Below are 25483 nucleotides of genomic sequence, written 5' to 3'. Positions count from 1 at the left end.
GTCAGATCCCGAACGTGCTGCGCGGGTACGCGGCGTCGACGTCGGTGATCACGTTGACCAGGTACGGCACGTCGGCCGCGAACGCCCGGTCCAGCGCCGGCCCGATCTGGCGCGGGTCGGTGACCGTCTCACCCGCGCCGCCGAGGGCGGACACCACCTGGTCGTACGCCGTTCGTGGGGCCAGGTCGGCCGCGACGTCGTACCCGTAGAGCATCTGCATCGGGCCCTTCTCCAGGCCCCATGCGGAGTTGTTGCCCATCACCATCACCACGGGCAGGTCGTGGCGCACCAGGGTGTCGACGTCCATCAGGGAGAAGCCGGCAGCACCGTCACCGAGGAGCAGCACGACCTGCGACGAGGGACGGGCGATCCGGGCGGCCACGGCGGCGCCGAGCCCGGCGCCCAGGCAGCCGTACGGGCCGGGGTCCAGCCAGCAGCCGGGCCGCCTGGGCTCGACGAACTTGCCCGCGAAGGACACGAAGTCGCCGCCGTCGCCGATCACCACGGCGTCGTCGGCGAGCCGGGGGACCAGCTCGCCGTAGATCCGGGCCGGGTGGACCGGGTCGGCCTCGGCGCCGAGCAGGTCGGCGTCCCTCGCGCTCGCCGCCGCGACCGTGTCCTGGAGGAGGGTGAGCCAGTCGGAGCGGTCCGGTTGGCCGGCGCCGGCCAACGCCTCCAGCAACCCGTCGAGCACGGCCGTCAGGTCCCCGCTGACCGATGCCGCGAGCGTCGCGTGGCCCGACACCTGGCCGGGGGAGTCGGCGATGTGGACGACGGCAGCGGGTTCTGCGCCGTCCTTTCCACCGAAGACGCCGTACCCCAGCCGGAAGTCGAGCGGCGTGCCGACGACCACCACGAGGTCGGCGCCATTGATCGCGGCGCCGCGGGCCTTGGTCACCAGCAGCGGGTGGCCGCCGGGGACCACGCCGCGGCCCATGCCGTTGGTGATCGCGGGCAGGCGCATCTCCTCGACCAGGCGCAGCGCCGCCTCCTCGGCGTGGTCCGCCCACACGTCGGTGCCCAAGATGAGCACCGGCCGCTGCGCCCGCGCGACCAAGCCGGCGATCCGGGCCACGGCGTCGCTGTCGGGCTCCGCGCCGCGGTGGTCCCCGATCACGGGAGCGCGGCCGGTTCCGGCGTTGAAGAACTCGTCCATCGGCACGTCGACGTACGTCGGGCCGCGGTGGGACGAGCGGGCCTGGGTGAACGCCGTGTCGAACCCAGCGGCCACGTCGTTCGCCGTCATCAAGGTGGCGGCGTGCTTCGTGACGGGCGTGACGATCGGCAGGTGGTCGATCTCCTGCAGCGCTCCGGTGCCCCAGCGGTTGTTGGGCGCGCGGCCGCCGACCACCACCATCGGGGAGCCGGCGAACCGGGCCTGGGCCAGCGCGCTCACGCCGTTGGTGACCCCCGGGCCGGCGGTCAGCACCGCGAGCCCCGGCACCCGGGTCAGCTTGCCGGTCGCCTCGGCCGCGAACGCCGCCGTCTGCTCGTGGCGCACGTCGACCAGCCGGACGGGCGTGCCGCCGTCCTGCTGGGAGCGGACCGCGCCGTCGTACATCGGGAACACGTGGGCGCCCGAGAGCGTGAACATCGTCTCGACGCCGTGAGCGCGCGCGACGGCGGTGGCGATCTCGCCGGCGTGGCCGGTCAGCGGGGTCTCGTCCGGCGGAGTGGAGGTCACCCGGGCACACTAGCCAGCGGCGGGCGCCCGGTCAGCCACCTCAGCCGACGTCGTCGAGGAAGTACGGGTGCACGCGGCGCAGCGAGGCGACCAGCGCGAGCAGCAGGTCGGGACGGACCGCGGGGTGGCGCGGCGAGATGGTGAGCTGGAGGTAGATCGCCCGCAGCACCGCCTGCGCATTGCCGGTCGCCCGGTAGGGGTCGCGGCCACTGCGCGCCTTGGCCCGGGCGCCCTGCTCGAGGCGGACCACCCACGGCTCGAGGACGCTCAGCGGCACCCGGTCGCGACGCAGGATCTCCATCACCGCGTGCGCGATCCGGTCCGGCTCGCCGTGGACCAGGGGAGGCGTGTCGGGGTTGAGCACGCGGTCGGCGATCACGTCCAGCAGCACGGTCAGCTCGGTCATCCCGAAGTGGCGGGAGGCGGCCAGCGCGGCCAGCGCGTCGGCGCCGTGGGCCGCGGCGTGCGCCCAGCCCTTGCCGGGCACGAACCCGCGCAGGTCGCGCTCGCGGACGTACCAGGCCGCGATCCGGTCGCCCCAGTGCAGCACCTTGCTGGGAGGCAGCCGGCGGATCCGGGTGTCACGCTGGATGCACTCGGCGAGCAGCAGCACCGAGAAGCTGCGCCGGAACACCGAGTCCGTGTCGCGCTCGCCGATCCCGTTGTTGAGCCCCGCGCACATCCCGTCGCCGAGGCCGGCCAGCAGGTCGTCGTACGCGCCGTGCTCGATCCACGTCGCCAGGAAGGAGTAGGCCATCCCGTCGCGCACCTGCGGGTCCGGGTCGCCGAGCATCTGCGTCAGCTGGGCGGTCAGGTCGCCGATCGGGTGGTCGGCAGGAGGTCGCCGCTCACCGTCGCGGAGGGCCTGCTGGAGGCGCGCCCAGTCCACCGACACCATCAACCCACACCCTCCGGAGCAGCCGAGCCCTTGATCCCCCGGGGCCTATCCTGCCAAACAATGTGAAGGGACCCTAAGTGAGGACGCATCCTCGCTCTCTAGAGTGGATCCCGTGCCCTCCCTGTCCGCGATCGCCCGGCGTCACACCGACCTCGACGACGCGGACATCGCCTGGCTCCAGCTGATCCAGGCCGACTGGCAGGTGATCGCCGACCTGTCCTTCGCCGACCTGGTGCTCTGGCTGCCCGACCGCGGCGGGGCGGGCTTCTGGGCCGGCGACCAGATGCGCCCGACGACCGGCCCGACGGCGTACGTCGACGACGTCGTCGGCACCTTCGCGCCGACCGGCCGCCGCCAGCTGGTGGACGCCGCCTACGAGCTCGGCCGGATCGCCCGGGAGGGCGACCCCGAGTGGCGCGACGACGTTCCGGTGCGGGTCGAGGCGATCCCGGTGCGCCGCGCCGGCAACGTGATCGCGGTGATCAGCCGCAACACCAACCTGCTGGGGGTGCGGACCCCCAGCCTGCTGGAGATCAACTACCTCCAGGCCGCCACGGACCTGTCCCAGATGATCGCCGCCGGCCTGTTCCCCTCGACCGCGCAGCGCAGCGACCACGCCGACTCGCCGCGGGTGGGCGACGGCTTCCTGCGCGTCGACGCGGCGGGCCGGGTGATCTACGCGAGCCCGAACGCGCTGTCGACGTACCGCAAGCTCGGCCTGACCGGCGACCTCACCGGGCACCGGCTGCCCGACCTGACCCGTGAGCTGGTGCCGCCGAAGAAGCGGCCCGACGAGGAGACGCTCAGCGCCGTCCTCGGCGGCCGCGCGCACCGCGACACCGAGCTCGGCGCGTCCGGCGGTCCCGGAGACGGCGCCGCCCTGATCGTGCGATCGATCCCGTTGCGGCCCAAGGGCGAGCACATCGGCGCGATCATCCTGCTGCGCGACGTCACCGACCTGCGCCGCCGTGACCGCGAGCTGGTCACCAAGGACGCCACGATCCGCGAGATCCACCACCGGGTGAAGAACAACCTGCAGACCGTCGCCGCGCTGCTGCGCCTCCAGGCCCGCCGGATCGGCTCGCCGGAGGCCGCGTCGGCGCTCGAGGAGGCCGTCCGACGGGTCGGCTCGATCGCGATCGTCCACGAGACCCTGAGCCAGGCCGTCGAGGAGACCGTCGAGTTCGACGACATCGCCGACCGGCTCGCCCGCCTCGTCGTCGACGTCGGCTCCACGACCGCCCAGGTCGGCGTACGCCGCGAGGGCAGCTTCGGCGTGCTCGCCTCCGAGGTCGCCACGCCCCTGGCCATGGTCGTCATGGAGCTGATGCAGAACGCCGCCGAGCACGGGTACGACGCCGGCGGCTCCGGCCAGATCGCGATCCACGCCGCCCGGCACGGCTCCGTCCTCGAGGTCGCCGTCGAGGACGACGGCCGCGGGCTCCCGGAGGACTTCGACCTGGACACGGCGACCAGCCTCGGCCTGTCGATCGTGCGCACGCTCGTCGAGTCGGAGCTCGGCGGGCACCTGACGCTCGGTCAGGCGCCCGGCGGTGGCACCCGGGCAGGCTTCACCATCCCCGTCGAGTGACGGCGAGGTCGCCGAGCAGCGCGAGGCGCCGACCGAGGACGTGTCGAGACGTGCTCAGACGGGGGTGCGGACCCGGGCGCGGGCGTTGCGGCGCTTGAGCGCGCGGCGCTCGTCCTCGCTCAGGCCTCCCCAGACACCGTGGTCCTGTCCCGCCTCGAGCGCCCACGCGAGACACTGCTCGCGCACGTCGCAGCGACGGCACACAGCCTTGGCCTCCTCGATCTGGAGGATCGCCGGGCCGGTGTTGCCGATCGGGAAGAACAGCTCCGGATCCTCGTCGAGGCATGCGGAACGGTGTCGCCAATCCATGGGTGGGAAAGCCCTCTTCTTTCACTACCGGGGGTGCCCTCGACCGGGCACACGTGAAGCCGCAAAAGTGAACGGCTTCACGATCGCTCCGGCAAGGTTTCCAAGGATTGCGTCACGAATCAAGCAATTCCGGTGGTTCGTTGGGTCACAACCGGATCGTGGACACCCACCGCCTAGGCTGCGGCGGTGACCGAAGGGCCCCTCGACCACCCGTCCGACCGACCTCCGCAGCTGACCGTGGCCGCCTCGCTGGCCGCCGTCCAGGCGCTGGTACTGCTCATCCTCGCGGTCCTGGAGATGGCCAGCGTGTCCTCCGAGCGGCTCGGGTTCGGCCTGTCGACCGCGCTCTTCTTCGCCGCGTACGGCGTGGTGCTGGTCGGCGCCGCCCTGGCGCTGTGGCGTCGCCACGGCTGGGCGCGCGGACCGGTGCTGATCACCCAGTTGATCGTGCTCGGCCTCGCCTGGAACCTGCGCGAGCACGTGCTGGCCGCGCTCGGGCTGGCCGCGTTCGCCCTGGTGGCCGTGGCCGCCGTCGTCCACCCGGACACGGTCGCCGCCCTCGAGGGCCGCCCGGGCGAGGACGACTAGCTGTGATGTCCGGGGAGGTTGGTCAGCCGGGTGACCGGTGGGCGGCCTCCAATGGCGGAGTGGGCGCGGTGGTGATTGTAGAAGTGGAGCCAGGCGGGCAGCGCGGCGTTGCGTTGCTCGGTTGACTCATAGAGCCGGGCGTAGGCCCATCCGTCGGCGAGGGTTCGGTGGAAGCGCTCGATCTTCCCGTTGGTCTGGGGCCGGTAGGGCCGGGTCCGCTTGTGGCTGATGGCGAGCTCAGCGCACGCGTCGCGCCAGGCGTAGGACCGGTAGGCCGAGCCGTTGTCTGATAGGACTCGTTCGATGGTGACGCCGTGATCGGCGAACCAGGCCACCGCACGCTGTAGGACGCCGATCGCGGTGGCGGCCTTCTCGTCGGTACAGATCTCGGCGTAGGCGATGCGTGAGTGGTCGTCGATGACGGTGTGCACGAACGCGGTCCCGATCAATGGTCGATAGTGCTTCCCGCGTTCGCCTGTGCGGAGTGCTGTCGCGATGCCGTTGGCTCGACTCTGTTGGCGGCTGAGGAACTTGTGCCCGCCGCCGTCGGGGATGTTGCCGAACTTGGTGACGTCGACGTGGATCAGCGAGCCGGGGTGCGGATGCTCGTAGCGTCGCAGCGGCTCCCCGGTAACGCGGTCGATGTGGGAGAGCCGGTTGATCCGGCAGCGGACGAGCACGGCGTGCACGGTCGAGGCCTGCATGCCGAGCTGGCCGGCGATCTGGACCGGACCGAGTCGCTGGCGCCATCGCAGTCGCACGATCTGGCGCACCACCTCCGGCCTGGTCCTGTTCGGACACGTCTTCGGTCGTGAACTGCGGTCGACCATCCCGCCCGGGCCTTCGATGCGGTAGCGGTCGGCCCACTTCTTCGCGGTGCGTGGGGCGACCATGAACATCTTGGCCGCTGCAGCGTAGGTCCAGCCGCGGTCGACGACGAGCTGGGCGAGCCGCAAACGGGCGCGCGGGGTCAGGGCAGCGTTAGCGTGGGACACGAGGGCCTCCGGTCAGTGAAGCGTTGAACTAGACAGCTCCACTTCACAACCGGAGGCCTTCGTCTGTCAGACAGGCTCACCGGTGCCGGGCGGTACAACCTCCCTGGACATCACAACTAGCGCCGGCGAACGCCGACGGCCCGGCCCCCGAGGGGACCGGGCCGTCGCTGCGTGGTGGGCGCTCAGTCCTGAACGGTCACCGTGATGTAGTTCGACGAGAAGTAGTCGTCGTAGCCGGCGTCCTTGGTGTAGTACGCCTGGAACTGGTACTGGCCGTTGGGCAGGCCCGCCTTGAGGGCGCTGCCGGTGCCGCCGTTGATGATCGAGGAGCAGAACCCGGTGGTGAAGGTGAAGGTGCCGTTGGCCGGGTTGACGCTCGCGAAGCGCAGCAGGTAGGGCGACGACGAGCCGCCGGCGGCGTTGCCGTTCTGGTAGACGTCGACGTAGCCCGACGTCGCAGGGGCACCCTTGTACCTGACGCTGCCGGACAGCTGGGTGCTCTTCTTGGTGTACGGCGAGCGGAAGTCGCTGCGGTAGCAGGCCACCGCCGTGGTGTTGAGCGTCATCGCCGAGTCGTAGACCTCGAACTTGGTCTTGCCCTTGCGGCCGTTGAACTTGGCCTTGACCTTGTAGTGGCCGGTGCCGAGCGCCGGGACGAGGTACTTGGCCTTGCCCTTCTTGACCTTGGCCTTGCCCTTGAGGACCGCGCCGTTGTCGCCGGTGATCGTGTACTTGACCTTGCCCTTGCCCGCGAGCCCCTTCGAGGTGAGCACCAGCTTGCTGATGCCGGGCTGCACACCGTCGGCCGACTTCTTGATCTTGAACTTGCCGGCCTTGACCTTCGCCGCCACGACGGCGGTGTCGGCGGTGCCGGGGGTCGCGGCGGCGGTGGACGTCAGAGCGGGCGTGGCGAGCGCGAGCGAGGTGATCGCGATGACGCCAGCGGAGACGAGCCTGCGCATGGAGGAGCTCCTTCGGGAGGGACCGACCCGTGCTGGACGAGGTCCCTGGAATCGGTCGAGACGTGTGAGACGCAGGGGGTACTGCCCGAGGTCGCCCGGGATAAACGTCCCTGGTGCGCGGATTCCCGAAGGCTGGTCCGCAGGAGGCTCAGACCTCCGACTCGAGCGACTCGCGCAGCTGGGCGAGGGTCCGGCTGAGCAGCCGCGACACGTGCATCTGGGAGACGCCGATCTCCTCGGCGATCTGCGACTGGGTCATGTTCTTGAAGAAGCGCAGCAGCAGGATCTTCTTCTCCCGCGGCGGCAGGTTCTCCAGCAGCGGCTTGACCGACTCGCGGATCTCGACGTGCTCGAGCGCCTCGTCGTCGACGCCCATCGCGTCGAGCATGCTCTGGCCGCTGCCGCCGTCGGAGTCGTCGTCGGTGGCGTCCAGGGACAGCGTGGAGTAGGCGTTGCTCGACTCGAGGCCCTCGACGATCTCCTCGACCGAGCAGCCGATCGCGTCGGCGAGCTCGCGCGCCGTCGGCGAGCGCCCCAGGGACTGGGTGAGCTCAGCGGTGCTCGCGCTGATCTGCATGCGCAGCTCCTGGAGCCGCCGGGGCACCCGGATGGCCCAGCCCTTGTCGCGGAAGTAGCGCTTGATCTCACCGATGATCGTCGGCGTCGCGTACGTCGAGAACTCGACCCCGCGCTCGGTGTCGAAGCGGTCGACGGACTTGATCAGGCCGATGGTGCCGACCTGGACCAGGTCCTCGTAGGGCTCGCCGCGGTTGCGGAAGCGGCGGGCGCAGTGCTCGACGAGGGGGAGGTGCAGGTGGACGAGGGAGTCGCGGGCGACGTCGCGCTCGGCCTGGGAGACGTCCTCGTCACGGAGCACGACGAACAGCTCGGCGCTGCGTTGGCGAGTCACCTCGATGTTGGTCGGCCCGCGCCCGCCGCCACCCCGAGACAGGTCGGTGGTCATGACGCCAGCGACGACCGCACCAGGAGGCGCACGGAGTAGCGTCCGGCGACGGCGTCGATCGCGGCCTCGTCGGCGAGGGTCGCGAGGACCTGCCAGCCGAAGCTCTCGTAGTCGGGAGCAGTGGGGGACTGGGCGTCGGCGGCGATGGTCAGCTCCAGCTCGCTCGTGCCGAGGCGGAACCGGCAGTCGAGGACAGCGCCGGAGTCGGCCTCGTCGAGCACCATCGCCGCCGCCTCGGAGACGGCGATGCGCAGGTCCTCGATGTCGTCCATGGTGAAGTCGAGGCGCGCGGCCAGACCGGCGGTCAGCGTGCGCAGGACCGAGGCGTAGGCGCCGTCGGCGGGCAGGCGCAGCTCGACCTCGTCCGGTCGGCCGGCGGCCGTCGTACCGCCGACAGCAGGGCTGCTCGTCTCCGACATGCCGCATCCTCCGGGTAGGCGTTGGGGAACCAGGTCGGGACCGACCCTACGCCAACGGCCGCGCCCCGGAGGACGCGGCCGTCGGACGGTGGTGCTGGGCTCAGCCGCGCAGGGCGCCGAGGCCGAGCAGGTCGAGCAGGCCGAGCTGGTCGAGCAGGTCGAGCACGGCGTCGAGGCCGAGCGTCCGGACCAGGTCGCCGAGCCCGATGCTGGCGAGCAGGTCGCCGACGTGGTCGAGCAGGTTCGCGTTGTCCGGGATCACGATCGGGGAGACCTGGCCCTGCTGGCAGGCCGTGAAGGCGGCGCTGGTGGCCGTGGCGACCGTGGCGGCCTTGGCGCGGAAGATGCGAGCCTGGCGGATCTTGGCCCGCTTGTTCGAGAGCTTCTTCTGCAGCTTGGCCACCTTGGCCCGCTGGTGGTGGCGCTTGGCCTTCTTGATCTTCTTCTTGAGCTTGGTGATCTTGTGCTTCAGCTTGGCGACCTTGGCGTCGGCGTTGGCGTAGTTCGCCTGGGCGCCCTTGGCGGCGGTCTGCTGGACGGTGCAGCTGACGGCACGCTCGGCCGGTGCCGCCTGGGCGGCCGGGGCCACCGGAGCGGCGGACAGCGTGAGGCCGAGTGCGACGGCGAGGCCGAGGATCAGCTTGGACAGGGCACGATTCATGCCGGTTTTCTCCCTCAGGTGAAGTCGGCTGCCGCACGCCCCCCATGGCGGCGGCCGAGAATCGGCCGGGCGCATGGGATGCCCGGCTCGGCGGTCACCCTAGGGCATTTTGGTGAGGCCTGACGCACGGGGGCCCCGGGACGCCGTCGCGTCCCGGGGCCCTGGGCGAGGCGATCAGTCCAGGATCGCGCCCAGGCCGAGGCTCTCGAGGAGCGGGCGCAGGCCCAGCATGTCGATGACCGTGTCGAGGCCGAGCAGGTCCACCAGCAGGCCGACGCCGAGCGCGTCGAGGACCTCGCCGAGGAAGTCGAGCGGGCTGGTGCCGTCCGGCACCTGGCTCGGGATGGGGGTGCCCTGGCCGCGCTGGCAGGCGGTGTACGCAGCGCCCGTGGCCGTTGCCGCGGACGTTGCCTGGGCGAGGAACGCGCGCGCCGCGCGCTTGCGCGCCTTCAGCTTCGCGAGCTTCTTCTTCAGTCGGACCGCGGTGGCACCGTGCGCCTTCGCGGCCTTCTTCCTGGTCTTCTTGACCTTCTTCGCGAGCTTCGCGGCCTTGGCGTCGGCGGCGGCCCAGGTGTTGTAGGCACCCTGGGCGGCGGCGTACTGGACGGTGCAGCTCGGCGCGCGCTCGGCAACGGCCGGGGCGGCGGTGGCGGCCGGCGCCACCGGCGCTGCGGCCAGTGTCAGGCCGAGCGCGACGGCGACGCCGAGGATCATCTTCAACAGGGCACGATGCATGCCGGTCTCTCCCTTGGTGTGGCCGGCCGCCGCAGGTTCCCTCCCCGACGTCCGGTCGCGTACGCCGGGCGCATGGGCAGCCCGGCTCGCCGGTCACCCTAGGGCATCGTGGTGACCCCTTGGTGGAGCTTCGTCGAGCCCGGGAAGCACAGGACCCCGGGACGTACGTCCCGGGGTCCTGCGACTACTGGTTCAGCTGGGTGCGATCAGCACAGCCCCGGCAGGGGGAGGCCGAGCGAGCACAGCGGGTTGGTGTCACCCGTGGGCAGACCCGGGAGACCCGGGAGGCTCGGCAGGCCGCCGGACGGCAGGCCCGGGAGGCTCGGCAGGCCACCGGCCAGCAGGTCCAGGACCGAGTCCAGTGCGTCGAGAACCGGCGCCAGGGCGTCGACCGCGGCACCGAGGCCGAGGTTGGTCAGCGTGGCCTTGAGGATGTCGACGAGACCGGTCGGGTTGGCCAGGCCGGCGTTGAACGCGTCGCAGAGACCCTTCAGCTGCTCCGGAGCCGAGGCGCAGAGCTGGTTGAAGGTGCTCGTCAGCGGGTCCAGCACGGTCGGGAAGAGGTCGCACAGCTGCTGCAGCTGCGGAACCGCGTCGCACAGCGCCTGGATGGGCAGCTCGGGCGTGGCCGGCGGGATGGCGGCCGGGCGACCCTGGCAGGTGGCGTACGCCGAGTAGGCGGCGTTGTAGTTCGCGATCGTCTGGTTGCGGTAGGCGACGCCGGCGCGCTTGGCCTTCTTCGCCTTCTTGAGCTTCTTCTTGAGCTTCTTGATCTTCTTGGCCGGGGCGTGGTGCTTCTTGGCCTTCTTGAGCTTCTTCTTGAGCTTCTTGACCTTGGCGTCGGCGGCGGCGACGTAGGCGTTGGCCGCGGCGTAGTTGTTGTACGCCTTGGTCAGCGCTGCGCCCTCAGCCGGGCAGCTGGCGAGCTGCGCCGCGGCAGCAGGGGCGGCCTCGGCGACCGGCGCAGCCGACGCGACGGACGCCGTCGTGAAGGTCAGACCGAGCGCAACCGCCAGGCCGATGAACATCTTGAAAAGGGCGCGATGCATCGCGTCTTCTCCCTCCGGATGGTGTGGGTCCCCCCGACCCTGTGCTCCCTGGTCGGTTGGTGATTTCAGTGCAGACAACGACGTGCCTGACTCGCCGTCACGCTAGGGGAAGCGGGATGTTTTCGGGACCGAAAACACAGGCCGCACGCCCGAAATGGACGTGCGGCCCGTGTGGCCTGGGCACTGTGGCCCGGAAGGACTAGTCCGAAAGGATCAGGCCTTCTTCGTCGCCCAGAAGATCTCGGCGATCTCGTCGATCTTGGCGAGCAGCTCGTCGGCCTTGGCCGGGTCGAGGGTGCCCTTGGTGCCGGTGGCGCCCGCGAGCTTGGTGGCCTCGTTTACCAGGGTGTGCAGCTGCGGGTACGCCTCGAAGTGCGGGGGCTTGAAGTAGTCGGTCCACAGCACCCAGAGGTGGTGCTTGACGAGCTCCGAGCGCTGCTCCTTGATCAGGATGGCGCGGGTGCGGAAGTCCGGGTCGTCGCTGTCGAGCGCCTTGGCGATGACGGCCTTGATCGACTCGGCCTCGATGCGGGCCTGGGCGGGGTCGTAGACACCGCACGGCAGGTCGCAGTGGGCGGAGACGTCGACGGTGGGGGCCACGAAGGCTGCGCGGATGGACTCGGCGATACGGGAGAACATGTCGGTCCTCTCTGAGGTTCAGGCGGGTGGGTACTTGCTGGCTGCGACACTACTCGTCATGGAACGCGCGGCAACGGGAGGTCGGCGCCGGCTCGGCATCGCGGTCGTCCGCGGCGACTCGATGCGGCCGGCGCTGCAGCCCGGCCAGCGCCTCCTGGTCCTGTACGGCGCGCGCGTGCGCCCCGGTCGCGTCGTCGTCGCGCGCTTCGCGGACGGGACCCTCGCGGTGAAGCGCGTCGCCGAGCGCCGGGGGAGCGGGTGGTGGCTGCTCAGCGACAACGCCGAGGCGGGCGTGGACTCGCGGCACCGTGGTGCCGTGCCGGACGAGGATGTCGCGGGCGTCGTACGTGTCCGGTTGTGGCCGTGGCCCCGCCTGCTGTGACCTGTCCCATCCGGACACGTCCGCTGTGCCGGCGGACGGTGTGAAAGGATGGATGATCGTGGCTGATGACGTTCTTCCCTCCCACCCGCGCGCGGGTGAGCCGGTCTTCGATCTGCACCTCGGCGGGAAGATGGCGACCGTACCCACGGCCGATGTCAGCACCCGCGACCAGCTCTCGCTGGCCTACACCCCCGGTGTCGCCGAGGTGTGCGAGGCGATCGCCGCCGACCCGGAGCTGACCCGGCACTACACCTGGGTCCCCAACACCGTCGCGATCGTCACCGACGGCACCGCGGTGCTCGGCCTCGGCGACATCGGCCCCGCCGCCGCGATGCCGGTGATGGAGGGCAAGGCGGTCCTGTTCAAGCAGTTCGGCGGCGTCGACGGCATCCCGATCTGCCTGGCGACCACGGACGTCGAGGAGATCATCGAGACCGTCGTCCGGCTCGCGCCGAGCTTCGGCGGCATCAACCTCGAGGACATCTCGGCGCCGCGCTGCTTCGAGATCGAGGACCGCCTCAAGGAGGCCCTCGACATCCCGGTGTTCCACGACGACCAGCACGGCACCGCCGTGGTGACGCTGGCCGCGCTGGTCAACGCGCTCAGGCTGACCGGCCGCACCCCGGAGTCGACCCGCGTGGTCATCTCCGGCGCCGGCGCCGCGGGCGTCGCGATCGCGAAGATCCTGCTCGCCGCCGGCATCAAGGACATCGCGGTCACCGACCGCAAGGGCGTCGTCAGCTCGGACCGCACCGACCTGACCTCGGCCAAGAAGGCGCTGGCCGAGCTCACCGCCGACCAGTGCGGTCGCCGCGGCACGCTCGCCGAGGCGTTCGACGGTGCCGACGTCTACATCGGCGTCTCCGGCGGCACCGTGCCCGAGGAGGTCGTGGCCACCATGGCCGACGACGCGATCATCTTCGCGATGGCCAACCCGAACCCGGAGGTGCACCCCGACGTGGCGCACCGCCACGCGCGGGTCGTCGCCACCGGCCGCTCGGACTTCCCCAACCAGATCAACAACGTGCTGGCGTTCCCGGGCATCTTCCGGGGCGCCTTCGACGTCCACGCGAGCTCGATCACCGAGGGCATGAAGGTCGCCGCCGCCGACGCGCTCGCCGCGCTGGTGGGCGACGACCTGTCCGAGGACCTGGTCATCCCGTCGCCGTTCGACCCGCGGGTCGGCCCTGCAGTGGCCGCCGCTGTGGCGGACGCCGCACGCCGAGACGGTGTCGCCCGGATCTGATCCCCGGATAGCGTCGGGCTCATGTTCGCCGTCTACGCCGACTCCTTCGCCAGCTCGTCCGACGACCCGCTGAAGGGCCTCGTCGTGGGGGAGCGACCCGACCCGGTCGCGCCCGACGGCTGGACCACGGTCACCGTCAAGGCCGCCTCGCTCAACCACCACGACCTCTGGTCGCTGCGCGGTGTCGGGCTCAAGGCCGAGGCGCTGCCGATGATCCTGGGCTGCGACGCGGCCGGGTATGACGAGGACGGCAAGGAGGTCGTCGTGCATGCCGTGGTCTCCGACCCCGACTGGTCCGGTGACGAGACCTTCGACCCGCGCCGGTCGCTGCTGTCCGAGCGCCACCAGGGGACGTTCGCCGACAAGGTGGTCGTGCCGCGGCGCAACGTCGTGCCGAAGCCCGCGTCGATGTCCTTCGAGGAGGCGGCCTGCCTGCCGACGGCCTGGCTGACGGCGTACCGGATGCTGTTCACGCAGGGCGGCCTCAAGGCGGGCGACACCGTGCTGGTGCAGGGCGCGGGCGGCGGCGTGGCCACTGCCCTGATCGCGCTGGCCCGGGCCGGTGGCCTGCGCGTGCTGGCGACCAGCCGCGACGAGACCAAGCGGGCCAAGGCGCTCGAGCTCGGTGCCCACGAGGTCTACGAGTCCGGCGCCCGGCTGCCCGTCAAGGTCGACGCGGTGATGGAGACCGTCGGCCGCGCGACCTGGTCGCACTCCATCCGGGCGCTGCGCCCGGGCGGCAAGATCGTCATCTCCGGCACGACGTCCGGGCCGAACCTCGACGACGCCGAGCTGACCCGGATCTTCTTCCTCCAGCTCAGCGTCATCGGCTCGACGATGGGCACCCGCGACGAGCTCGCCTCCCTGGTGACGATGCTCGACGCCACCGACCTGCGCCCCGTCATCGACCGGGTGCTGCCGATGACCGAGGCCCGCGACGGGTTCGCTGCGATGGCGAGCGGTGACGTGTTCGGGAAGATCATCTTCACGCGCTGAGGCGAGGTGAGTTTCACCGGCCGGCCGGTGAAACTAGTGCTTGGACGATGAAGCATCGTCGTCCAAGCGCTAGTTTTGTCGTCCAAGTTCGCCAGTTTCACCGGTCGGCCGGTGAAACTTGTGACCAGTGGGGTTTGGTGAGCCGTTTTTAACCATTGGCGGGAATGACTGTCGGTGGTGGACGATTGACTCCTGTCAGCGCCCGACGGGGTGGGCCGATGAATTTTCTCGGTTCGCCATGTCGATCTGGTGACGGCTGGTTCGTCGTACTTGTGAAGCGACGGCCAGCCCGAGCCGCCCGGCGTCACGGGGTCGGCCACCGCCAGACCCTGCCACCAACCGATAGGACCTGTCATGACTGCGCCCTCCGGACCCGCTGAGACCGGCGAGATCGCCGAGCTCGAGCAGGAGTTCACGAGTGCCTCGGCGACCCCGGGGCGGACTCCGCTCGTCATCAAGCTGCTGGTCGCGGCGACGTTCGTCGTCATCCTCAACGAGACCACGCTCGTCAACGCGGTCCCACGGTTGATGACCGACTTCAACATCACCGAGACCACCGCCCAGTGGTCGCTGACGGTGTTCATGCTGACCATGGCTGCGGTCATCCCGGTGACCGGCTGGTTCCTGCAGCGGGTGAGCACGCGCACGGCGTACGCCACCGCGATGATCACGTTCAGCCTCGGCACCCTGATCGCCGGGGTCGCGCCGGCGTTCGGTGTGCTGCTCGTGGGCCGCGTCGTCCAGGCCGGTGGTACGGCGGTCATGATGCCGCTGCTGATGACGACCCTGATGACGGTCGTCGCCGCCGAGGACCGCGGCCGCGTGATGGGTCAGGTCACCCTCGCCATGTCCTGCGCCCCGGCGCTCGGCCCGGCGGTGTCCGGCGTGCTGCTGCACTTCGGCTCCTGGCGGCTGATCTTCGCGGTGGTCCTGCCGATCGCCGTGCTGGTCGGCTTCTTCGGCTTCCGCCAGCTCGAGAACGTCGGCGAGACCAACCGCAGCCCGATCAGCTGGCTCAGCGTGGTGCTGGCCGCCGGTGGCTTCAGCACCTTCGTCTACGGCCTGAGCAAGGTCGGCAACGCGAAGTGGACCGAGCCCACGCTGCTCATCGCCGCCGGTGTCGTGCTGATCGCCGCCTTCGCGGTCTACCAGCTCTTCCTGCAGCGCTCCGACCGCCCGCTGATGGACCTGCGCACCCTGAAGGTCCGCAACTTCACGGTGTCGCTGATCCTGATGTCGGCCGGCTTCATGGCGTTCCTCGGCTCGATGCTCCTGCTGCCGCTCTACCTGCAGAACCTGCGTGGCCTCAGCGAGCTCGAGACCGGCCTGCTGGTCATGCCGGGTGGTCTGGCCATGGGTCTCCTCGGCCCGCAGGTCGGCAAGGTGTTCGACCGGATCGGTGCCCGGCCGCTGGTCATCCCCGGCTCGGTCGTGATGGTGGCGCTGCTGTTCGCGCTGAGCCGGATCGGCGTCGACACGCCGTACCTGCTGATCGTGGCGCTGCACGTCGCACTGATGGCCAGCCTGGCGACCATCTTCACGCCGGTCTTCACGATCGGCCTCGGTGACCTGGCGCCGCACCTGTACTCGCACGGCAGCTCGCTGCTCGGCACGCTCCAGCAGGTCGCCGGTGCGATCGGCACCGCGCTGCTGGTCGTGATCATGACCAACCGCACCGAGAGCCTCGCGGAGTCGGGCAGCTCGCCGGCCGACGCCTTCATGGGCGGCCTGCAGTGGGCCTTCTTCGCGGGTGCGGTGATCGGCCTCGTGGTGATCGCGATGTCGCTGCTGCTGCCGTCGAAGGCCGACGCGCCGGTGGGTGCCCACGGCGGGCACTGACCGACCGACGCACGACCGGCCCGGCCCCCGCAGGGGACCGGGCCGGTCGGCGTCTCGGGCTCAGGGCCTGTCGAGGAACTCGTCGAGCAGCGGCCAGCTGATCTCGGCGGCCCGGGGGCCCGCGACCAGGCCGAGGTGGCTCAGGCCGTCGGCCGCGGCGTACCGGGCACCGGGTACGACGTCCGCACCGGCCCGCACGGCGGGACCGTCGGCGATGTTGTCGGTCTCGCTGCCGACGAAGAGCACCGGGGTGCGGACGTCGGCCAGCCGCACCTCGCGCTTGCGGCTGAGCCGCACCGTGCCGGACGCGAGCTCGTTGCGGACCATCAGCCGGGTGTGGATCTGGTGGTAGGCGCGGCCCGGGTAGCCCGGCATCTCGGCGATGAAGTCGTCGATGGCGCTGGTGCGGGCGAGGGCCTCGGTGTCGAGGATGTTCCTCGCCAGGTGCACGGCCTTGGTGAGCTCGCGCTTGGGGGCCATCGCTCGGTAGCTGGCGCGCACCAGGTGGCGCGGCACGCCGCCGAGGGCGGCGGTCGGCGCGGTGACGGCTCGCGTGCCGAGCAGCCGGTCGGCGACGACGAGCGGCTGGATCGCCGGGATCTGCGTGTAGTCGATCGGCGTGCCGAAGGCGGTCAGCGACGCGATCGGCAGGTCGGGGTGAGCGGCGGCGGTGAGCAGGCTCATCGTGCCGCCGAGCGACCAGCCGACCAGGTCGACGCCGCCGGCCTGGTCCCCGCCGGCGGCGTGGTCGGCGAGCACAGCGTGGATCGCGGTCGGGAGGATGTCGTCGATCCAGGCCTCGAAGCCCATGCCGCGGTCGGCGAAGGTGATCCGCCCGTAGTCGACGAGGTACGTCGCCCGGCCGGCCTCCAGGAGGTGGCCGGCCAGGCTCTGCCCGGGGCGCAGGTCGAAGCAGCGGGCCGAGACGGCCAGCGGCGGCACGAGCAGCACCGGTCGGGTGGCGCGGGCGGTCGTGCTGCGGTCGTAGCGCACGAGCCGCCGGTGCGGGGCGTCGGAGAGCACGGTGGCCAGCAGGCCGTCGTACTGCTCGACGCCCTCGCCCAAGGGCGAGATCGCCCAGGCGTTGCGGGCGGCGGTGCTCAGGAGATCGGTCGCGGTCGGCACCGCGTCATGGTCCCTGTCGCGCGCACCGGCCGTCCACCGAACGTGACGAGCGTGACGCTCACCAGCCGCGTCACCGGCCGCGTCACCAGCAGGGGACGATGTCCTGCGCGCCGGCGACGCCGTCGAAGACCTCCATCATGGTGCTGCGCATCGTGCGGACCTGCGGGTCCGCCCAGGCCATCGTCGTGTCGGCCGGTCCGCCGTTGCCGGCGATGGTGACCTTGCGTGCCGTGACGTGGAAGACCACACGGTGCGCGTCGGTGCCGGGGAAGCAGGCCGAGCCGCGCTGCTTGGTCGCGGCGCCGGCCTGGTCGATGCTGCTGCCGGCCGCGACACCCTTGTAGCGCAGGGTCACGATCGCCTGGAAGCCCGACGGGTGCGGCGACGCAGCCTCCCAGGTGCCGGTGATGCCGATCGACATCCCGCGGGTCCGGCTCGACGGCACCACGAAGACGGCCTTGCCGTCTCGCACGGTGCGCGTCCTGCTCGCCCACCAGCGGTTGCGCAGGCCCTGCTGGACGAAGACCTGGCAGCCCTCGCAGTCGGCGACCTTGACGACCACGCGGGTGCGGTCGGTCGCCGCCGACGAGGGCGTCGCGACGAGCAGGGTCGCGAGCAGTCCTGCGACGAGGGCGAGGACGGCGGCGAGGGCGGGGACGGTACGGCGGCCCGAGACGGACATGAGGTTCTCCTGGCTGGTGGGGAGTGGATGGTCCACGAGGTAGACGAGCGAGGACCCCTGCGGGGTTGCACCTGCGGTTCAGGAATTCCGGGAGCGCCAGTTGCGTGCGCCGACCAGCATCATCCGCAGCTGGGTGCGCGCAGCCTCGGCGATCCGCTCCTCGGCGGGCGAACCGGGCTCGGTGCTGAGGAGCCGCTCAGCGGTGGTGACCATCGAGCCCACGATCAGCTCGGAGAGCACCTCGAGGTCGCGCTCGCTCCAGGTGTCGGTGCCGGGCAGGTGGGCGATGTCGGTGGCCAGCTCGCGCTCGGCGAGCTCGATGCCGCGTGCGATCGCGTCGCGCACCCCGGCCGGACCGGCGAACCGCTCCCGGGCGATGAAGCCGTAGTGGGCGTGGTCCTGCCGCACCTGCTCGACCAGCACGGCGACCGAGCCGTCGATGATGGTCCCGGCGTCCTCGCCCGCGGTGTGCCGCAGCTCGCGCAGCAGTGCGCGCAAGGTGTCGAGCGACTCCTCGACCAGTGCCAGGCCGAGGTGCTCGATGGACGGGAAGTGCCGGTAGAACGCGGTCGGCACGATGCCGACCTCCTTGGCGACCTGGCGCAGGGACAGCGCGACGAGGGCGGAGCCCTCGGACAGGGAGAGCGCCGCGTCGAGGATGGCGCGGCGGGTCCGCTCCTTCTGCTCGACACGGGTCTGGGCCATGGCCGCATCCTACGTGAGTGAACATGTGTGCACTGTCACGTGGTCGGGTCGTTGACCATCCGTGGGCCAGCGGGAGAGAGTTTCGGAGTACGGATGTACACCCAAGTTTCCGCCAACGAAGGAGGCGCGATGTCCGCGCTCATCTCCCCGCCGGCTCCCGGCGGCCCCGTCGGGCGGCTCCTGCGCTCGCGGCTGGCCGCAGCGCTGACCACCCCGCACGGCGTCGACCGGTACCTCGAGCGGTTCAACCCGATGTGGGCGGCGCACGAGGTGCGCGCCCGCGTCGTGTCCGTCCACCGCGAGACCTCCGGGACCGACTCGGCCCCGGTCGCCACGCTGACCCTGCAGCCCACCAGCACCTGGCGCGGCCACCGCGCCGGCCAGCACGTGCTCGTCGGCGTCGAGCTGCCGGGCTCGGCGAAGCGGCACACCCGCGCGTTCTCGATCTCCTCGGCCGCCTCGGCGCCGGGGGAGCAGTTCACGCTCACGATCCGGGCGCACGACGAGGGACAGGTGTCGTCGTACCTCGTCCGCGAGGCGCAGCCCGGCACCCTGCTCCACCTGAGCCAGGCGCAGGGCGAGTTCACCCTCGTCGAGAGCCCGGCCACGCCGACGATCAGCCGCCTGCTGTTCATCACCGGCGGCTCCGGCATCACGCCGGCCATGTCCATGGTCCGCACCCTCCTGCGTGACGGGTACGACGGCCACGCGGGTCGCCGGGTGACCTTCCTGCACTTCGCCCGCAGCCCCGAGGACCAGATCTTCGCCGCGGAGCTCGCCGAGATCGCCGCGGGCGACAACGGCGTCGACGTCCACCTGCACTACGCCGAGCAGGTGTTCAGCGAGTTCGAGCTGCGCCGCCTGGTGCCCGACTACCGCGACACCGACACCTGGCTGTGCGGCCCGGCCGGCCTCGTCGAGCTGGTCAAGGACGCCTACACCGACACCGACGGCGAGCTCTCCCCGCGGCTGCGGATGGAGTTCTTCAAGCCCGCCGTCGCCCGGGCCGCCGCCCCCGGCGAGGCGATCGAGGGCGAGGTGTCCTTCACCCGGTCCGGTGCGACCACCGCCGCCACCGGTGCCAGCCTGCTCGAGCAGGCCGAGGAGCTGGGCCTGAAGCCGGAGTTCGGCTGCCGGATGGGCATCTGCTTCTCCTGCACCCGCACCAAGACCGCCGGCACCGTCCGCAACGTCCTCACCGGCGAGGAGTCCTCCCTGCCGGACGAGGAGATCCGCATCTGTGTCACCGCCGCTGCCGGTGACTGCCACGTCGACCTCTGAGGAGAGTCCCATGAGCACCCTGACCGAAGCCCCGGCCAACCCCCCGGCCGACACCCCGGCCGACGAGAAGTACCACGGCCTGACCGCCGACCAGATCGAGCAGCTCGGCGCCGAGCTCGACGCCCTGCGCCAGCGGGTCCTCGCCGACCTCGGCGAGGAGGACGCGGCGTACCTCCGCAAGATCGTCACGACCCAGCGCAAGATGGAGATCGCCGGCCGCGCGCTGTTCTACCTGCCCGTGATCGGCTGGCTGCCCGCCGTCGCCTGCCTGAGCGTGTCGAAGATCCTCGACAACATGGAGATCGGGCACAACGTCATGCACGGCCAGTACGACTTCCTGGGCGACCCGGCGTTCAACTCCCGGATGTTCGACTGGGACACCGTGTGCCCCGGTGAGCAGTGGAAGTACAGCCACAACTACATCCACCACACGTTCACGAACATCGTGGGCAAGGACCGCGACGTGGGCTACGGCATCCTGCGGATGGACCCCGAGCAGAAGTGGCACCCCTACTACCTCGGCAACCCGCTCTACGCCTTCTTGCTGATGACCTTCTTCGAGTGGGGCGTGGCCCTGCACGACCTCGAGGTCGAGAACATCGTGTCCGGCAAGCGCAAGATGGCCGACAACAAGCCGCTGTACCCGGGGCTGATGAAGAAGATCCGGCGCCAGGCGCTCAAGGACTACGTCCTGTTCCCGGCGCTGACCGGCCCGCTGTTCCCGCTGACCTTCGCCGGCAACGCCGTCGCCAACCTGGTGCGCAACGTGTGGGCGTTCAACATCATCTTCTGCGGGCACTTCCCGGCCGGCGTCGCGTCGTTCTCCGTCGAGGAGACCGAGAACGAGACCCGTGGCCACTGGTACCTGCGCCAGATGCTGGGCTCGGCCAACATCAAGGGCAGCAAGCTCATGCACGTGATGAGCGGCAACCTCTCGCACCAGATCGAGCACCACCTGTTCCCCGACCTGCCGGCCCGGCGCTACCCGGAGATGGCCGTCGAGGTCCAGGAGATCTGCGAGCGCTACGGCCTGCCGTACAACACCGGTCGCCTGCACCAGCAGCTGTGGAGCGTCTTCAAGAAGATCTGCCGCTACTCTCTGCCGGGCGGCGACGCCAAGACCGCCCCGGTCCGTGGCCCCGAGGCCGTGACCGAGGACTCGTTGGCAGCCTGAGCCTCCGCGGGGGAGACTGACGCCCATGAGCGACGGACGCGACCACCTCAGCAAGGCCGAGATCACCAAGGACGCGATCCAGGCGGGCGCCGAGGCCGCGGCCCAGACCGTCGGCGAGGTCGCGAGCATCGTGACCCGTGCCGTCGGCGAGGTGGCCGCGGCCGTCGGCGGCTTCGCCACCGAGATCTTCGAGATCAAGGACTCCTCGCAGCGCGCGCTCGCCGAGCACGGCTCGCCGGCGCCGCAGCTGCCGGAGTCGCCCCACCTCGACGACGCCGAGTAGGCACCTCGATTGGGCACAGACCGCACGTCTGAGCCCCGAAATGTTGCGGTTTGGGACCAAACCGCAACGTCACGCGTTCCGGCTCAGTCGAAGGCGAGCCGGAACCCTGCCATGCGGAACGACCCCAGCTGACGGGCCTCCCGCATGAATCCGAGGGGCCCGTCGGCGGCGAAGGTCCACCGGCCGCGGCAGGGCAGCGCCTTGGCGGTGCCCTTCATCACGACGTCGGCCGTCTCCGGGTGCTCGGGGATCCCGGGCTGCTCGACCAGGCCGGTGAACGGCACCCGGATCGCTGCGCGGGACACGTCGGTGAAGCTGGCCTCGACGATCGGACGCCGCTCCACGGTCGCCGTCCAGTCGGTCGAGGTGACCGGTCCCCGGAAGCTGGTGTCGAGGTCGAAGTCGCACAGCTCCTTCGGGATCGCCCACAGCGCGCGGCCGCCGGCCTGCGAGGCGGGGGAGTCGACCCAGATGTCGGTGATCGTCACCGCGCCCTTGCCGGCGGCGTTCTTGACGGTCCGGGCGAGCAGCAGCTCGTGGTAGGTCAGCGGGCTCGGCTCCTCGTAGGAGACCAGGGCGACGCCGTACGTGCCGGCGGGGTGGTGGGCGTCGACGTCCCTCCCGAGCCGGAAGACGGACAGCCACAGGGACCCGCGCATGTGCCACGGGGCCGGGGGATAGGGGTTCACGACTCGTCCTCCAAGAACAGCTGGGCGGTGTGCTCGAGCTCGGCCTCCATCGCGGCCGGCAGGTCGTCGGTCAGCTCGTCGGCCATCGGGCTCTCGTCGCGCGGGCCGAGGCCGGCGGCGGCCTTCTCGACCGCGGCGCCCACGTCGATGATCGTGGCCTGGCGGACGTAGGGCTTCTCGAGCTCCTTGGCGACGTACTTCGCCACGAACCGGCGCAGCTCACCCTCGACGTTGGCCGCCTTGCTGGTCAGCGAGGCGCGCAGGCCCTGCGCCTTGAGGCGTACGACGACCTGCCCGGCGGCCGGCGGCGTCACGTCGAGGACGATCGCCAGGTCGGCGCGTCCGCGCGCGGTGATCACGAGCGGCACCGTGATCTCGGCGTCGAAGTTCTGCTTGTCCATGCCGAGGTCGATGCTGAACTTCAGCGTCACCGGCAGGTCGACGTGGAAGGACACCGGATCGGCACCCACGCGCTCGCCGGTTGCCGTGCCGATGGTGCCCTGAGCGGTCACCTTCGCGATCCGGCCGGGGCCGACGCCCAGCGGGCCGACGTCGATGGGACGCCCGGCCAGCACGTTGACGCCGTTCAGCACCCGCTCGGCGGTCACGGCGGTGGCGAAGAAGCGCTCGCCCCAGGCCGCGTAGTCGATCAGCTCCTCGCTCACGCGGGTGACACTAGTGGGTGGGCCGCCCCCGCGGGCCGGTCGCCAGGCCGCGGCTGACCATGTCGAGGGTGCGCGCGATCGCGACCTCCTGCTCGAGCGGGCCCAGCTCGCACATCGGCCCGTCGATGAGCAGCATCGCCAGCCCGTGGACGGCCGCCCAGGGGCCGGCCTCCGCGTCGGGGCGGTCCTCGGGGGCGAGGTAGCCGACCTCGACCAGCTGGTCGAGCATCTCGCCGAGCAGGACGTACGGCGCCGGCTCGCCCATCCCGTCGGCGTCGTCGTCGCGCAGGCCGCCGGTGAAGCAGGTCCGGAAGACGCCCGGCTCCTCGATCGCGAACCGGATGTAGCCGCGTCCGGTCGAGCGCAGCCGCTCGACGGCCCGCTCGACCGGGTCGCCGCCGGCCGGCACCTGGGCGAGGTAGTCGGCCATCGCGGCGACCATGCCGTCCATCGCCAGCGAGCGGGCGGCCTCGAGCAGGTCGGCCTGGTTCTCGAAGTGCCGGTACGCCGCCGTGGGGGTGACGCCGACCTCGCGTGCGGCGCCGCGGATCGTCACGGCGTCCGGGCCACCGGTCGCGGCCAGGTCCGCCGCCGCGCGGGCGAGCGCGTTGCGCAGGTCGCCGTGGTGGTAGCTCCGCTTCGGGGTCGTCACGGAGAACATGTTGACACCCGTACACATCCATGCCAAGTTAACACCTACAAAGTTTACGTCCGCACACATTGGAGGAACGCGATGTTCGGCTGGATCGGTGGACTGGTGACGAGACGGGCCCGCACGGTGCTCGCGCTCGGCCTGCTCGGGGTGGTGCTCGCCGCGGTCGTCGGCGTCGGCGCCTTCTCCAAGCTGCAGACGCAGGGCTTCGACGACCCCGACTCCGAGAGCAGCCGCGCCGCGGCCCTGCTCGAGGATCGGTTCGCCGGCGGCGCCGACTACGTGTTCGTCGTCGAGGCTGCCGACGGCGACGTCGACGCCCCGGCCGCGACAGAGGCAGGAACGGCACTGACCGCGCGGCTGCGCTCGGACCCGGCGCTGGCCGACGTCGCGTCGTACTTCGACGGCCGAGCCGGCCCGATGCGCTCGACGGACGGTCGCTACGCGCTGGTCACCGCGTCGGTCGCGCCCGGCGAGGAGGCCGACCCGGGCGCCGTGCTCGACGAGTACGGCGGCACCGCCGGTCCGCTGACGGTGGACGTCGCGGGCAGCGAGGTCGTCGGCGAGGAGATCGGCGCCCAGATCGGGCAGGACCTCGGCCTCGCCGAGAGCATCGCGATCCCGCTCATCCTCGTGCTCCTGGTCCTGGCGTTCGGCAACGTCGTCGGCGCACTGGTCACCCTCGGTGTCGGTGTCGCCGCCATCTTCGGCACCTTCGCCGAGCTCTCGATCCTCGGCTCGGCCACCGATGTCTCGATCTACTCGGTCAACCTCACCACCGGCCTCGGGCTCGGCCTCGCCGTCGACTACGGGCTGCTCATGGTGGCCCGGGTGCGCGAGGAGCGGGCGGCCGGACGCGCCCACCAGGACGCCGTACGACGAGCGGTCGAGACCGCGGGCCGCACGATCGCCTTCAGCGCGACCACCGTCGCGGTCGCGCTGGCGGCGCTGCTCGTCTTCCCGATGTACTTCCTGCGCTCGTTCGCCTACGCCGGCATCGGCGTCATGCTGATCACCGCCTTCGCCGCGGTCGTCGTCCTCCCGGCCGGGATCAGCCTGCTCGGCGACCGGATCGACGCGTGGCCGGTCCCGCGGGTGCGAGGCATCCGGGGCGAGGAGGCGCCGGCGTGGGCCCGGCTGGCCCGGTTCGTGGCACGCCGACCGCTGCTCAGCGCGCTCCCGGTCCTCGCCGGCCTGCTCATGATGGCGATCCCGCTCGCCGGCATCGAGCTCGGCACCCCCGACGACCGGGTGCTGCCCACGAGCGCGTCCAGCCGGCAGGCCGGTGACGTGCTGCGCTCGTCCTTCGCCGGCGACGGCACCCACCCGATCCAGGTGGTCACCACCACGGCGGTGCCCGAGGCCGAGCTGGCGTCGTACGCCGCGACGCTGGGGGAGCTGCCCGGCGTGGTCCGCGTGGACACCCAGGCGGGACGCGACGCCGACCTGGTCTCGGTCGTGACCGACCTCGACCCGATGTCCGCCGACGCGCGGGCCCTGGTCGACGACGTGCGCGAGGCGCCTGCACCGGCCGGCACGCAGACCCTCGTGGGTGGCGCGAGCGCCGAGCTGCACGACCAGATGTCCGGGATCGGGGACCGGCTGCCGCTCGTCGCCGGGTGGCTGGTGCTCACCACGATGGTGATCCTGTTCCTGTTCACCGGCAGCGTCGTCCAGCCGCTGCGGGCCCTGGTGCTCAACGCGGTCGGCCTCGGCGCCACCCTCGGCGCGATGGTCTGGGTGTTCCAGGACGGCCACCTGTCCGGGGCGCTCGGCTTCACGCCGCAGCCGATGGACAGCTCGATGATGGTGCTGCTGTTCTGCGTCGCGTTCGGCCTGTCGATGGACTACGAGGTCTTCGTGATGAGCAGGATCAAGGAGATGCGCGAGCGCGGGATGGCCAACGACGAGGCGATGGTCCACGGCCTGGCCCACACCGGCCGGATCGTCAGCACCGCCGCGGCGCTGATCGCGATCAGCTTCTTCGCCTTCCTCGTCAGCTCGGTGAGCTTCATCCAGTTCTTCGGGCTCGGCACCGGCCTGGCGATCCTGATCGACGCCACCCTGGTCCGCGGCGTGCTGCTCCCCGCCAGCATCCGGCTGCTGGGGGAGCGCTCCTGGTGGGCGCCGCGTCCGCTGCGCGCGCTGCACCGCCGCGTGGGTCTCTCCGAGGCGGTCCCGGCCTGACGCCGACCCGGCAGGAAATGGCCGGAAAAACACGCCGACCCGGCAGAAAGTTTCTGCCGGGTCGGCGTGACCTGTGAGCCAGT

General features: G+C 71.2%; 27 protein-coding genes. 10 read left to right on the top strand and 17 right to left on the bottom strand.

Features of this window, described 5'->3' with window-relative positions; all coding sequences use genetic code 11:
- Position 1 precedes the first annotated feature (1 nt).
- Complete coding sequence (locus tag BJ958_RS10015) at positions 2-1684, bottom strand: acetolactate synthase (RefSeq protein WP_343052630.1); 1683 nt, start codon at positions 1682-1684, stop codon at positions 2-4.
- A 40-nt stretch (positions 1685-1724) separates the two neighbouring features.
- Entirely contained in the window at positions 1725-2582 is an 858-nt protein-coding gene (locus tag BJ958_RS10010) for a DUF2785 domain-containing protein (RefSeq protein WP_179726695.1), read from the bottom strand.
- A gap of 112 nt (positions 2583-2694) precedes the next feature.
- On the opposite strand from BJ958_RS10010, the gene BJ958_RS10005 reads away from it, so the two are divergent.
- Positions 2695-4173 (top strand): histidine kinase N-terminal domain-containing protein, encoded by a 1479-nt coding sequence (locus tag BJ958_RS10005; RefSeq protein WP_179726694.1) that lies wholly within the window; start codon positions 2695-2697, stop codon positions 4171-4173.
- Positions 4174-4227: 54 nt separating this feature from the next.
- On the opposite strand, the gene BJ958_RS10000 is transcribed toward BJ958_RS10005, so the two are convergent.
- Entirely contained in the window at positions 4228-4482 is a 255-nt protein-coding gene (locus BJ958_RS10000) for a WhiB family transcriptional regulator (protein WP_038678054.1), read from the bottom strand.
- A gap of 186 nt (positions 4483-4668) precedes the next feature.
- On the opposite strand from BJ958_RS10000, the gene BJ958_RS09995 reads away from it, so the two are divergent.
- Positions 4669-5070, top strand: a complete 402-nt coding sequence (locus BJ958_RS09995) for a hypothetical protein (RefSeq protein ID WP_179726693.1) — start codon at positions 4669-4671, stop codon at positions 5068-5070.
- Here the strand turns inward: BJ958_RS09995 and BJ958_RS09990 are convergent.
- From BJ958_RS09990 to sodN, 8 genes are all read right to left on the bottom strand, one after another.
- Positions 5067-6065, bottom strand: coding sequence for an IS481 family transposase (locus BJ958_RS09990; protein ID WP_179726692.1), 999 nt, complete (start codon positions 6063-6065; stop codon positions 5067-5069). The two genes, BJ958_RS09995 and BJ958_RS09990, sit on opposite strands and share 4 nt — an antisense overlap.
- A gap of 182 nt (positions 6066-6247) precedes the next feature.
- The gene (locus BJ958_RS09985) at positions 6248-7027 is read right to left on the bottom strand and encodes a hypothetical protein (RefSeq protein WP_179726691.1); all 780 of its coding nucleotides are present in this window, start codon (positions 7025-7027) and stop codon (positions 6248-6250) included.
- A 148-nt stretch (positions 7028-7175) separates the two neighbouring features.
- Positions 7176-7991, bottom strand: a complete 816-nt coding sequence (locus BJ958_RS09980; protein ID WP_179726690.1) for an RNA polymerase sigma factor SigF — start codon at positions 7989-7991, stop codon at positions 7176-7178.
- The gene (locus BJ958_RS09975; RefSeq protein ID WP_179726689.1) at positions 7988-8410 is read right to left on the bottom strand and encodes an ATP-binding protein; all 423 of its coding nucleotides are present in this window, start codon (positions 8408-8410) and stop codon (positions 7988-7990) included. The genes BJ958_RS09980 and BJ958_RS09975 overlap by 4 nt, the downstream gene beginning before the upstream one ends.
- A 100-nt stretch (positions 8411-8510) precedes the next feature.
- A complete protein-coding gene (locus BJ958_RS09970; RefSeq protein WP_179726688.1) occupies positions 8511-9071 on the bottom strand; it encodes a hypothetical protein in 561 nt (186 codons plus the stop codon).
- A gap of 174 nt (positions 9072-9245) precedes the next feature.
- Positions 9246-9806 carry a hypothetical protein gene (locus BJ958_RS09965; RefSeq protein WP_179726687.1) on the bottom strand — a complete coding sequence of 187 codons (561 nt, stop codon included), beginning with the start codon at positions 9804-9806 and terminating at the stop codon, positions 9246-9248.
- Positions 9807-10012: 206 nt separating this feature from the next.
- A complete protein-coding gene (locus BJ958_RS09960; RefSeq protein WP_179726686.1) occupies positions 10013-10855 on the bottom strand; it encodes a hypothetical protein in 843 nt (280 codons plus the stop codon).
- A 213-nt stretch (positions 10856-11068) separates the two neighbouring features.
- Positions 11069-11494, bottom strand: coding sequence for a superoxide dismutase, Ni (gene sodN / locus BJ958_RS09955; RefSeq protein WP_179726685.1), 426 nt, complete (start codon positions 11492-11494; stop codon positions 11069-11071).
- Positions 11495-11552: 58 nt separating this feature from the next.
- Here sodN and BJ958_RS09950 point away from each other — a divergent pair, with 58 nt between their 5' ends.
- From BJ958_RS09950 to BJ958_RS09935, 4 genes are all read left to right on the top strand, one after another.
- The gene (locus tag BJ958_RS09950; protein WP_179726684.1) at positions 11553-11876 is read left to right on the top strand and encodes a S24 family peptidase; all 324 of its coding nucleotides are present in this window, start codon (positions 11553-11555) and stop codon (positions 11874-11876) included.
- Positions 11877-12006: 130 nt separating this feature from the next.
- Positions 12007-13122, top strand: coding sequence for an NAD(P)-dependent malic enzyme (locus tag BJ958_RS09945; protein WP_246319426.1), 1116 nt, complete (start codon positions 12007-12009; stop codon positions 13120-13122).
- A gap of 21 nt (positions 13123-13143) precedes the next feature.
- Positions 13144-14118 (top strand): zinc-binding dehydrogenase, encoded by a 975-nt coding sequence (locus tag BJ958_RS09940; RefSeq protein ID WP_179726682.1) that lies wholly within the window; start codon positions 13144-13146, stop codon positions 14116-14118.
- A 354-nt stretch (positions 14119-14472) separates the two neighbouring features.
- On the top strand, positions 14473-15957 hold the full coding sequence (locus tag BJ958_RS09935) for an MDR family MFS transporter (protein ID WP_179726681.1): 1485 nt from the start codon (positions 14473-14475) through the stop codon (positions 15955-15957).
- Positions 15958-16017: 60 nt separating this feature from the next.
- Here BJ958_RS09935 and BJ958_RS09930 read toward each other — a convergent pair whose 3' ends face one another.
- The 3 genes from BJ958_RS09930 to BJ958_RS09920 all read right to left on the bottom strand — a co-directional run bounded on the left by BJ958_RS09930 (position 16018) and on the right by BJ958_RS09920 (position 18469).
- Positions 16018-17082, bottom strand: coding sequence for an alpha/beta fold hydrolase (locus BJ958_RS09930; protein ID WP_179726680.1), 1065 nt, complete (start codon positions 17080-17082; stop codon positions 16018-16020).
- A gap of 82 nt (positions 17083-17164) precedes the next feature.
- Positions 17165-17764, bottom strand: a complete 600-nt coding sequence (locus tag BJ958_RS09925; protein WP_179726679.1) for a hypothetical protein — start codon at positions 17762-17764, stop codon at positions 17165-17167.
- Between the two features lie 78 nt (positions 17765-17842).
- A complete protein-coding gene (locus tag BJ958_RS09920) occupies positions 17843-18469 on the bottom strand; it encodes a TetR family transcriptional regulator (RefSeq protein WP_179726678.1) in 627 nt (208 codons plus the stop codon).
- Between the two features lie 129 nt (positions 18470-18598).
- Between BJ958_RS09920 and BJ958_RS09915 the strand changes: the two genes are divergently transcribed.
- The 3 genes from BJ958_RS09915 to BJ958_RS09905 are packed head-to-tail and all read left to right on the top strand — an operon-like array spanning position 18599 to position 21207.
- Complete coding sequence (locus tag BJ958_RS09915) at positions 18599-19750, top strand: ferredoxin reductase (RefSeq protein ID WP_179726677.1); 1152 nt, start codon at positions 18599-18601, stop codon at positions 19748-19750.
- Between the two features lie 10 nt (positions 19751-19760).
- The gene (locus BJ958_RS09910) at positions 19761-20924 is read left to right on the top strand and encodes a fatty acid desaturase family protein (RefSeq protein ID WP_179726676.1); all 1164 of its coding nucleotides are present in this window, start codon (positions 19761-19763) and stop codon (positions 20922-20924) included.
- Positions 20925-20949: 25 nt separating this feature from the next.
- Positions 20950-21207 (top strand): hypothetical protein, encoded by a 258-nt coding sequence (locus BJ958_RS09905; protein WP_179726675.1) that lies wholly within the window; start codon positions 20950-20952, stop codon positions 21205-21207.
- An 83-nt stretch (positions 21208-21290) separates the two neighbouring features.
- Here the strand turns inward: BJ958_RS09905 and BJ958_RS09900 are convergent, their stop codons facing one another.
- Genes BJ958_RS09900 through BJ958_RS09890 form a run of 3 tightly spaced genes read right to left on the bottom strand, consistent with a single transcriptional unit; the run spans position 21291 to position 23213 of the window.
- Entirely contained in the window at positions 21291-21896 is a 606-nt protein-coding gene (locus BJ958_RS09900; RefSeq protein ID WP_179726674.1) for an acetoacetate decarboxylase family protein, read from the bottom strand.
- Positions 21893-22561 carry a hypothetical protein gene (locus BJ958_RS09895; protein WP_179726673.1) on the bottom strand — a complete coding sequence of 223 codons (669 nt, stop codon included), beginning with the start codon at positions 22559-22561 and terminating at the stop codon, positions 21893-21895. Before BJ958_RS09895 ends, BJ958_RS09900 begins: the two co-directional genes overlap by 4 nt.
- Positions 22562-22571: 10 nt before the next feature.
- Positions 22572-23213 (bottom strand): WHG domain-containing protein, encoded by a 642-nt coding sequence (locus BJ958_RS09890; RefSeq protein ID WP_218865678.1) that lies wholly within the window; start codon positions 23211-23213, stop codon positions 22572-22574.
- 81 nt (positions 23214-23294) lie between these two features.
- Here BJ958_RS09890 and BJ958_RS09885 point away from each other — a divergent pair, with 81 nt between their 5' ends.
- Positions 23295-25400 (top strand): MMPL family transporter, encoded by a 2106-nt coding sequence (locus tag BJ958_RS09885; RefSeq protein ID WP_179726671.1) that lies wholly within the window; start codon positions 23295-23297, stop codon positions 25398-25400.
- Positions 25401-25483: the final 83 nt, after the last annotated feature.

This window comes from Nocardioides kongjuensis (genome assembly GCF_013409625.1).
GTDB lineage: Bacteria > Actinomycetota > Actinomycetes > Propionibacteriales > Nocardioidaceae > Nocardioides > Nocardioides kongjuensis.
Note: the sequence above shows the minus strand (reverse complement) of the source record. Positions and strands in the feature narration are given on the sequence as shown.

Coding starts and splice junctions, on each gene's coding strand:
- BJ958_RS10010 (WP_179726695.1), bottom strand. CDS start 2,582: ATGGTGTCGGTGGACTGGGCGCGCCTCCAGCAGGCCCTCCGCGACGGT.
- BJ958_RS10000 (WP_038678054.1), bottom strand. CDS start 4,482: ATGGATTGGCGACACCGTTCCGCATGCCTCGACGAGGATCCGGAGCTG.
- BJ958_RS09985 (WP_179726691.1), bottom strand. CDS start 7,027: ATGCGCAGGCTCGTCTCCGCTGGCGTCATCGCGATCACCTCGCTCGCG.
- BJ958_RS09980 (WP_179726690.1), bottom strand. CDS start 7,991: ATGACCACCGACCTGTCTCGGGGTGGCGGCGGGCGCGGGCCGACCAAC.
- BJ958_RS09975 (WP_179726689.1), bottom strand. CDS start 8,410: ATGTCGGAGACGAGCAGCCCTGCTGTCGGCGGTACGACGGCCGCCGGC.
- BJ958_RS09970 (WP_179726688.1), bottom strand. CDS start 9,071: ATGAATCGTGCCCTGTCCAAGCTGATCCTCGGCCTCGCCGTCGCACTC.
- BJ958_RS09965 (WP_179726687.1), bottom strand. CDS start 9,806: ATGCATCGTGCCCTGTTGAAGATGATCCTCGGCGTCGCCGTCGCGCTC.
- BJ958_RS09960 (WP_179726686.1), bottom strand. CDS start 10,855: ATGCATCGCGCCCTTTTCAAGATGTTCATCGGCCTGGCGGTTGCGCTC.
- sodN (WP_179726685.1), bottom strand. CDS start 11,494: ATGTTCTCCCGTATCGCCGAGTCCATCCGCGCAGCCTTCGTGGCCCCC.
- BJ958_RS09950 (WP_179726684.1), top strand. CDS start 11,553: ATGGAACGCGCGGCAACGGGAGGTCGGCGCCGGCTCGGCATCGCGGTC.
- BJ958_RS09945 (WP_246319426.1), top strand. CDS start 12,007: ATGGCGACCGTACCCACGGCCGATGTCAGCACCCGCGACCAGCTCTCG.
- BJ958_RS09940 (WP_179726682.1), top strand. CDS start 13,144: ATGTTCGCCGTCTACGCCGACTCCTTCGCCAGCTCGTCCGACGACCCG.
- BJ958_RS09935 (WP_179726681.1), top strand. CDS start 14,473: ATGACTGCGCCCTCCGGACCCGCTGAGACCGGCGAGATCGCCGAGCTC.
- BJ958_RS09925 (WP_179726679.1), bottom strand. CDS start 17,764: ATGTCCGTCTCGGGCCGCCGTACCGTCCCCGCCCTCGCCGCCGTCCTC.
- BJ958_RS09920 (WP_179726678.1), bottom strand. CDS start 18,469: ATGGCCCAGACCCGTGTCGAGCAGAAGGAGCGGACCCGCCGCGCCATC.
- BJ958_RS09915 (WP_179726677.1), top strand. CDS start 18,599: ATGTCCGCGCTCATCTCCCCGCCGGCTCCCGGCGGCCCCGTCGGGCGG.
- BJ958_RS09910 (WP_179726676.1), top strand. CDS start 19,761: ATGAGCACCCTGACCGAAGCCCCGGCCAACCCCCCGGCCGACACCCCG.
- BJ958_RS09905 (WP_179726675.1), top strand. CDS start 20,950: ATGAGCGACGGACGCGACCACCTCAGCAAGGCCGAGATCACCAAGGAC.
- BJ958_RS09885 (WP_179726671.1), top strand. CDS start 23,295: ATGTTCGGCTGGATCGGTGGACTGGTGACGAGACGGGCCCGCACGGTG.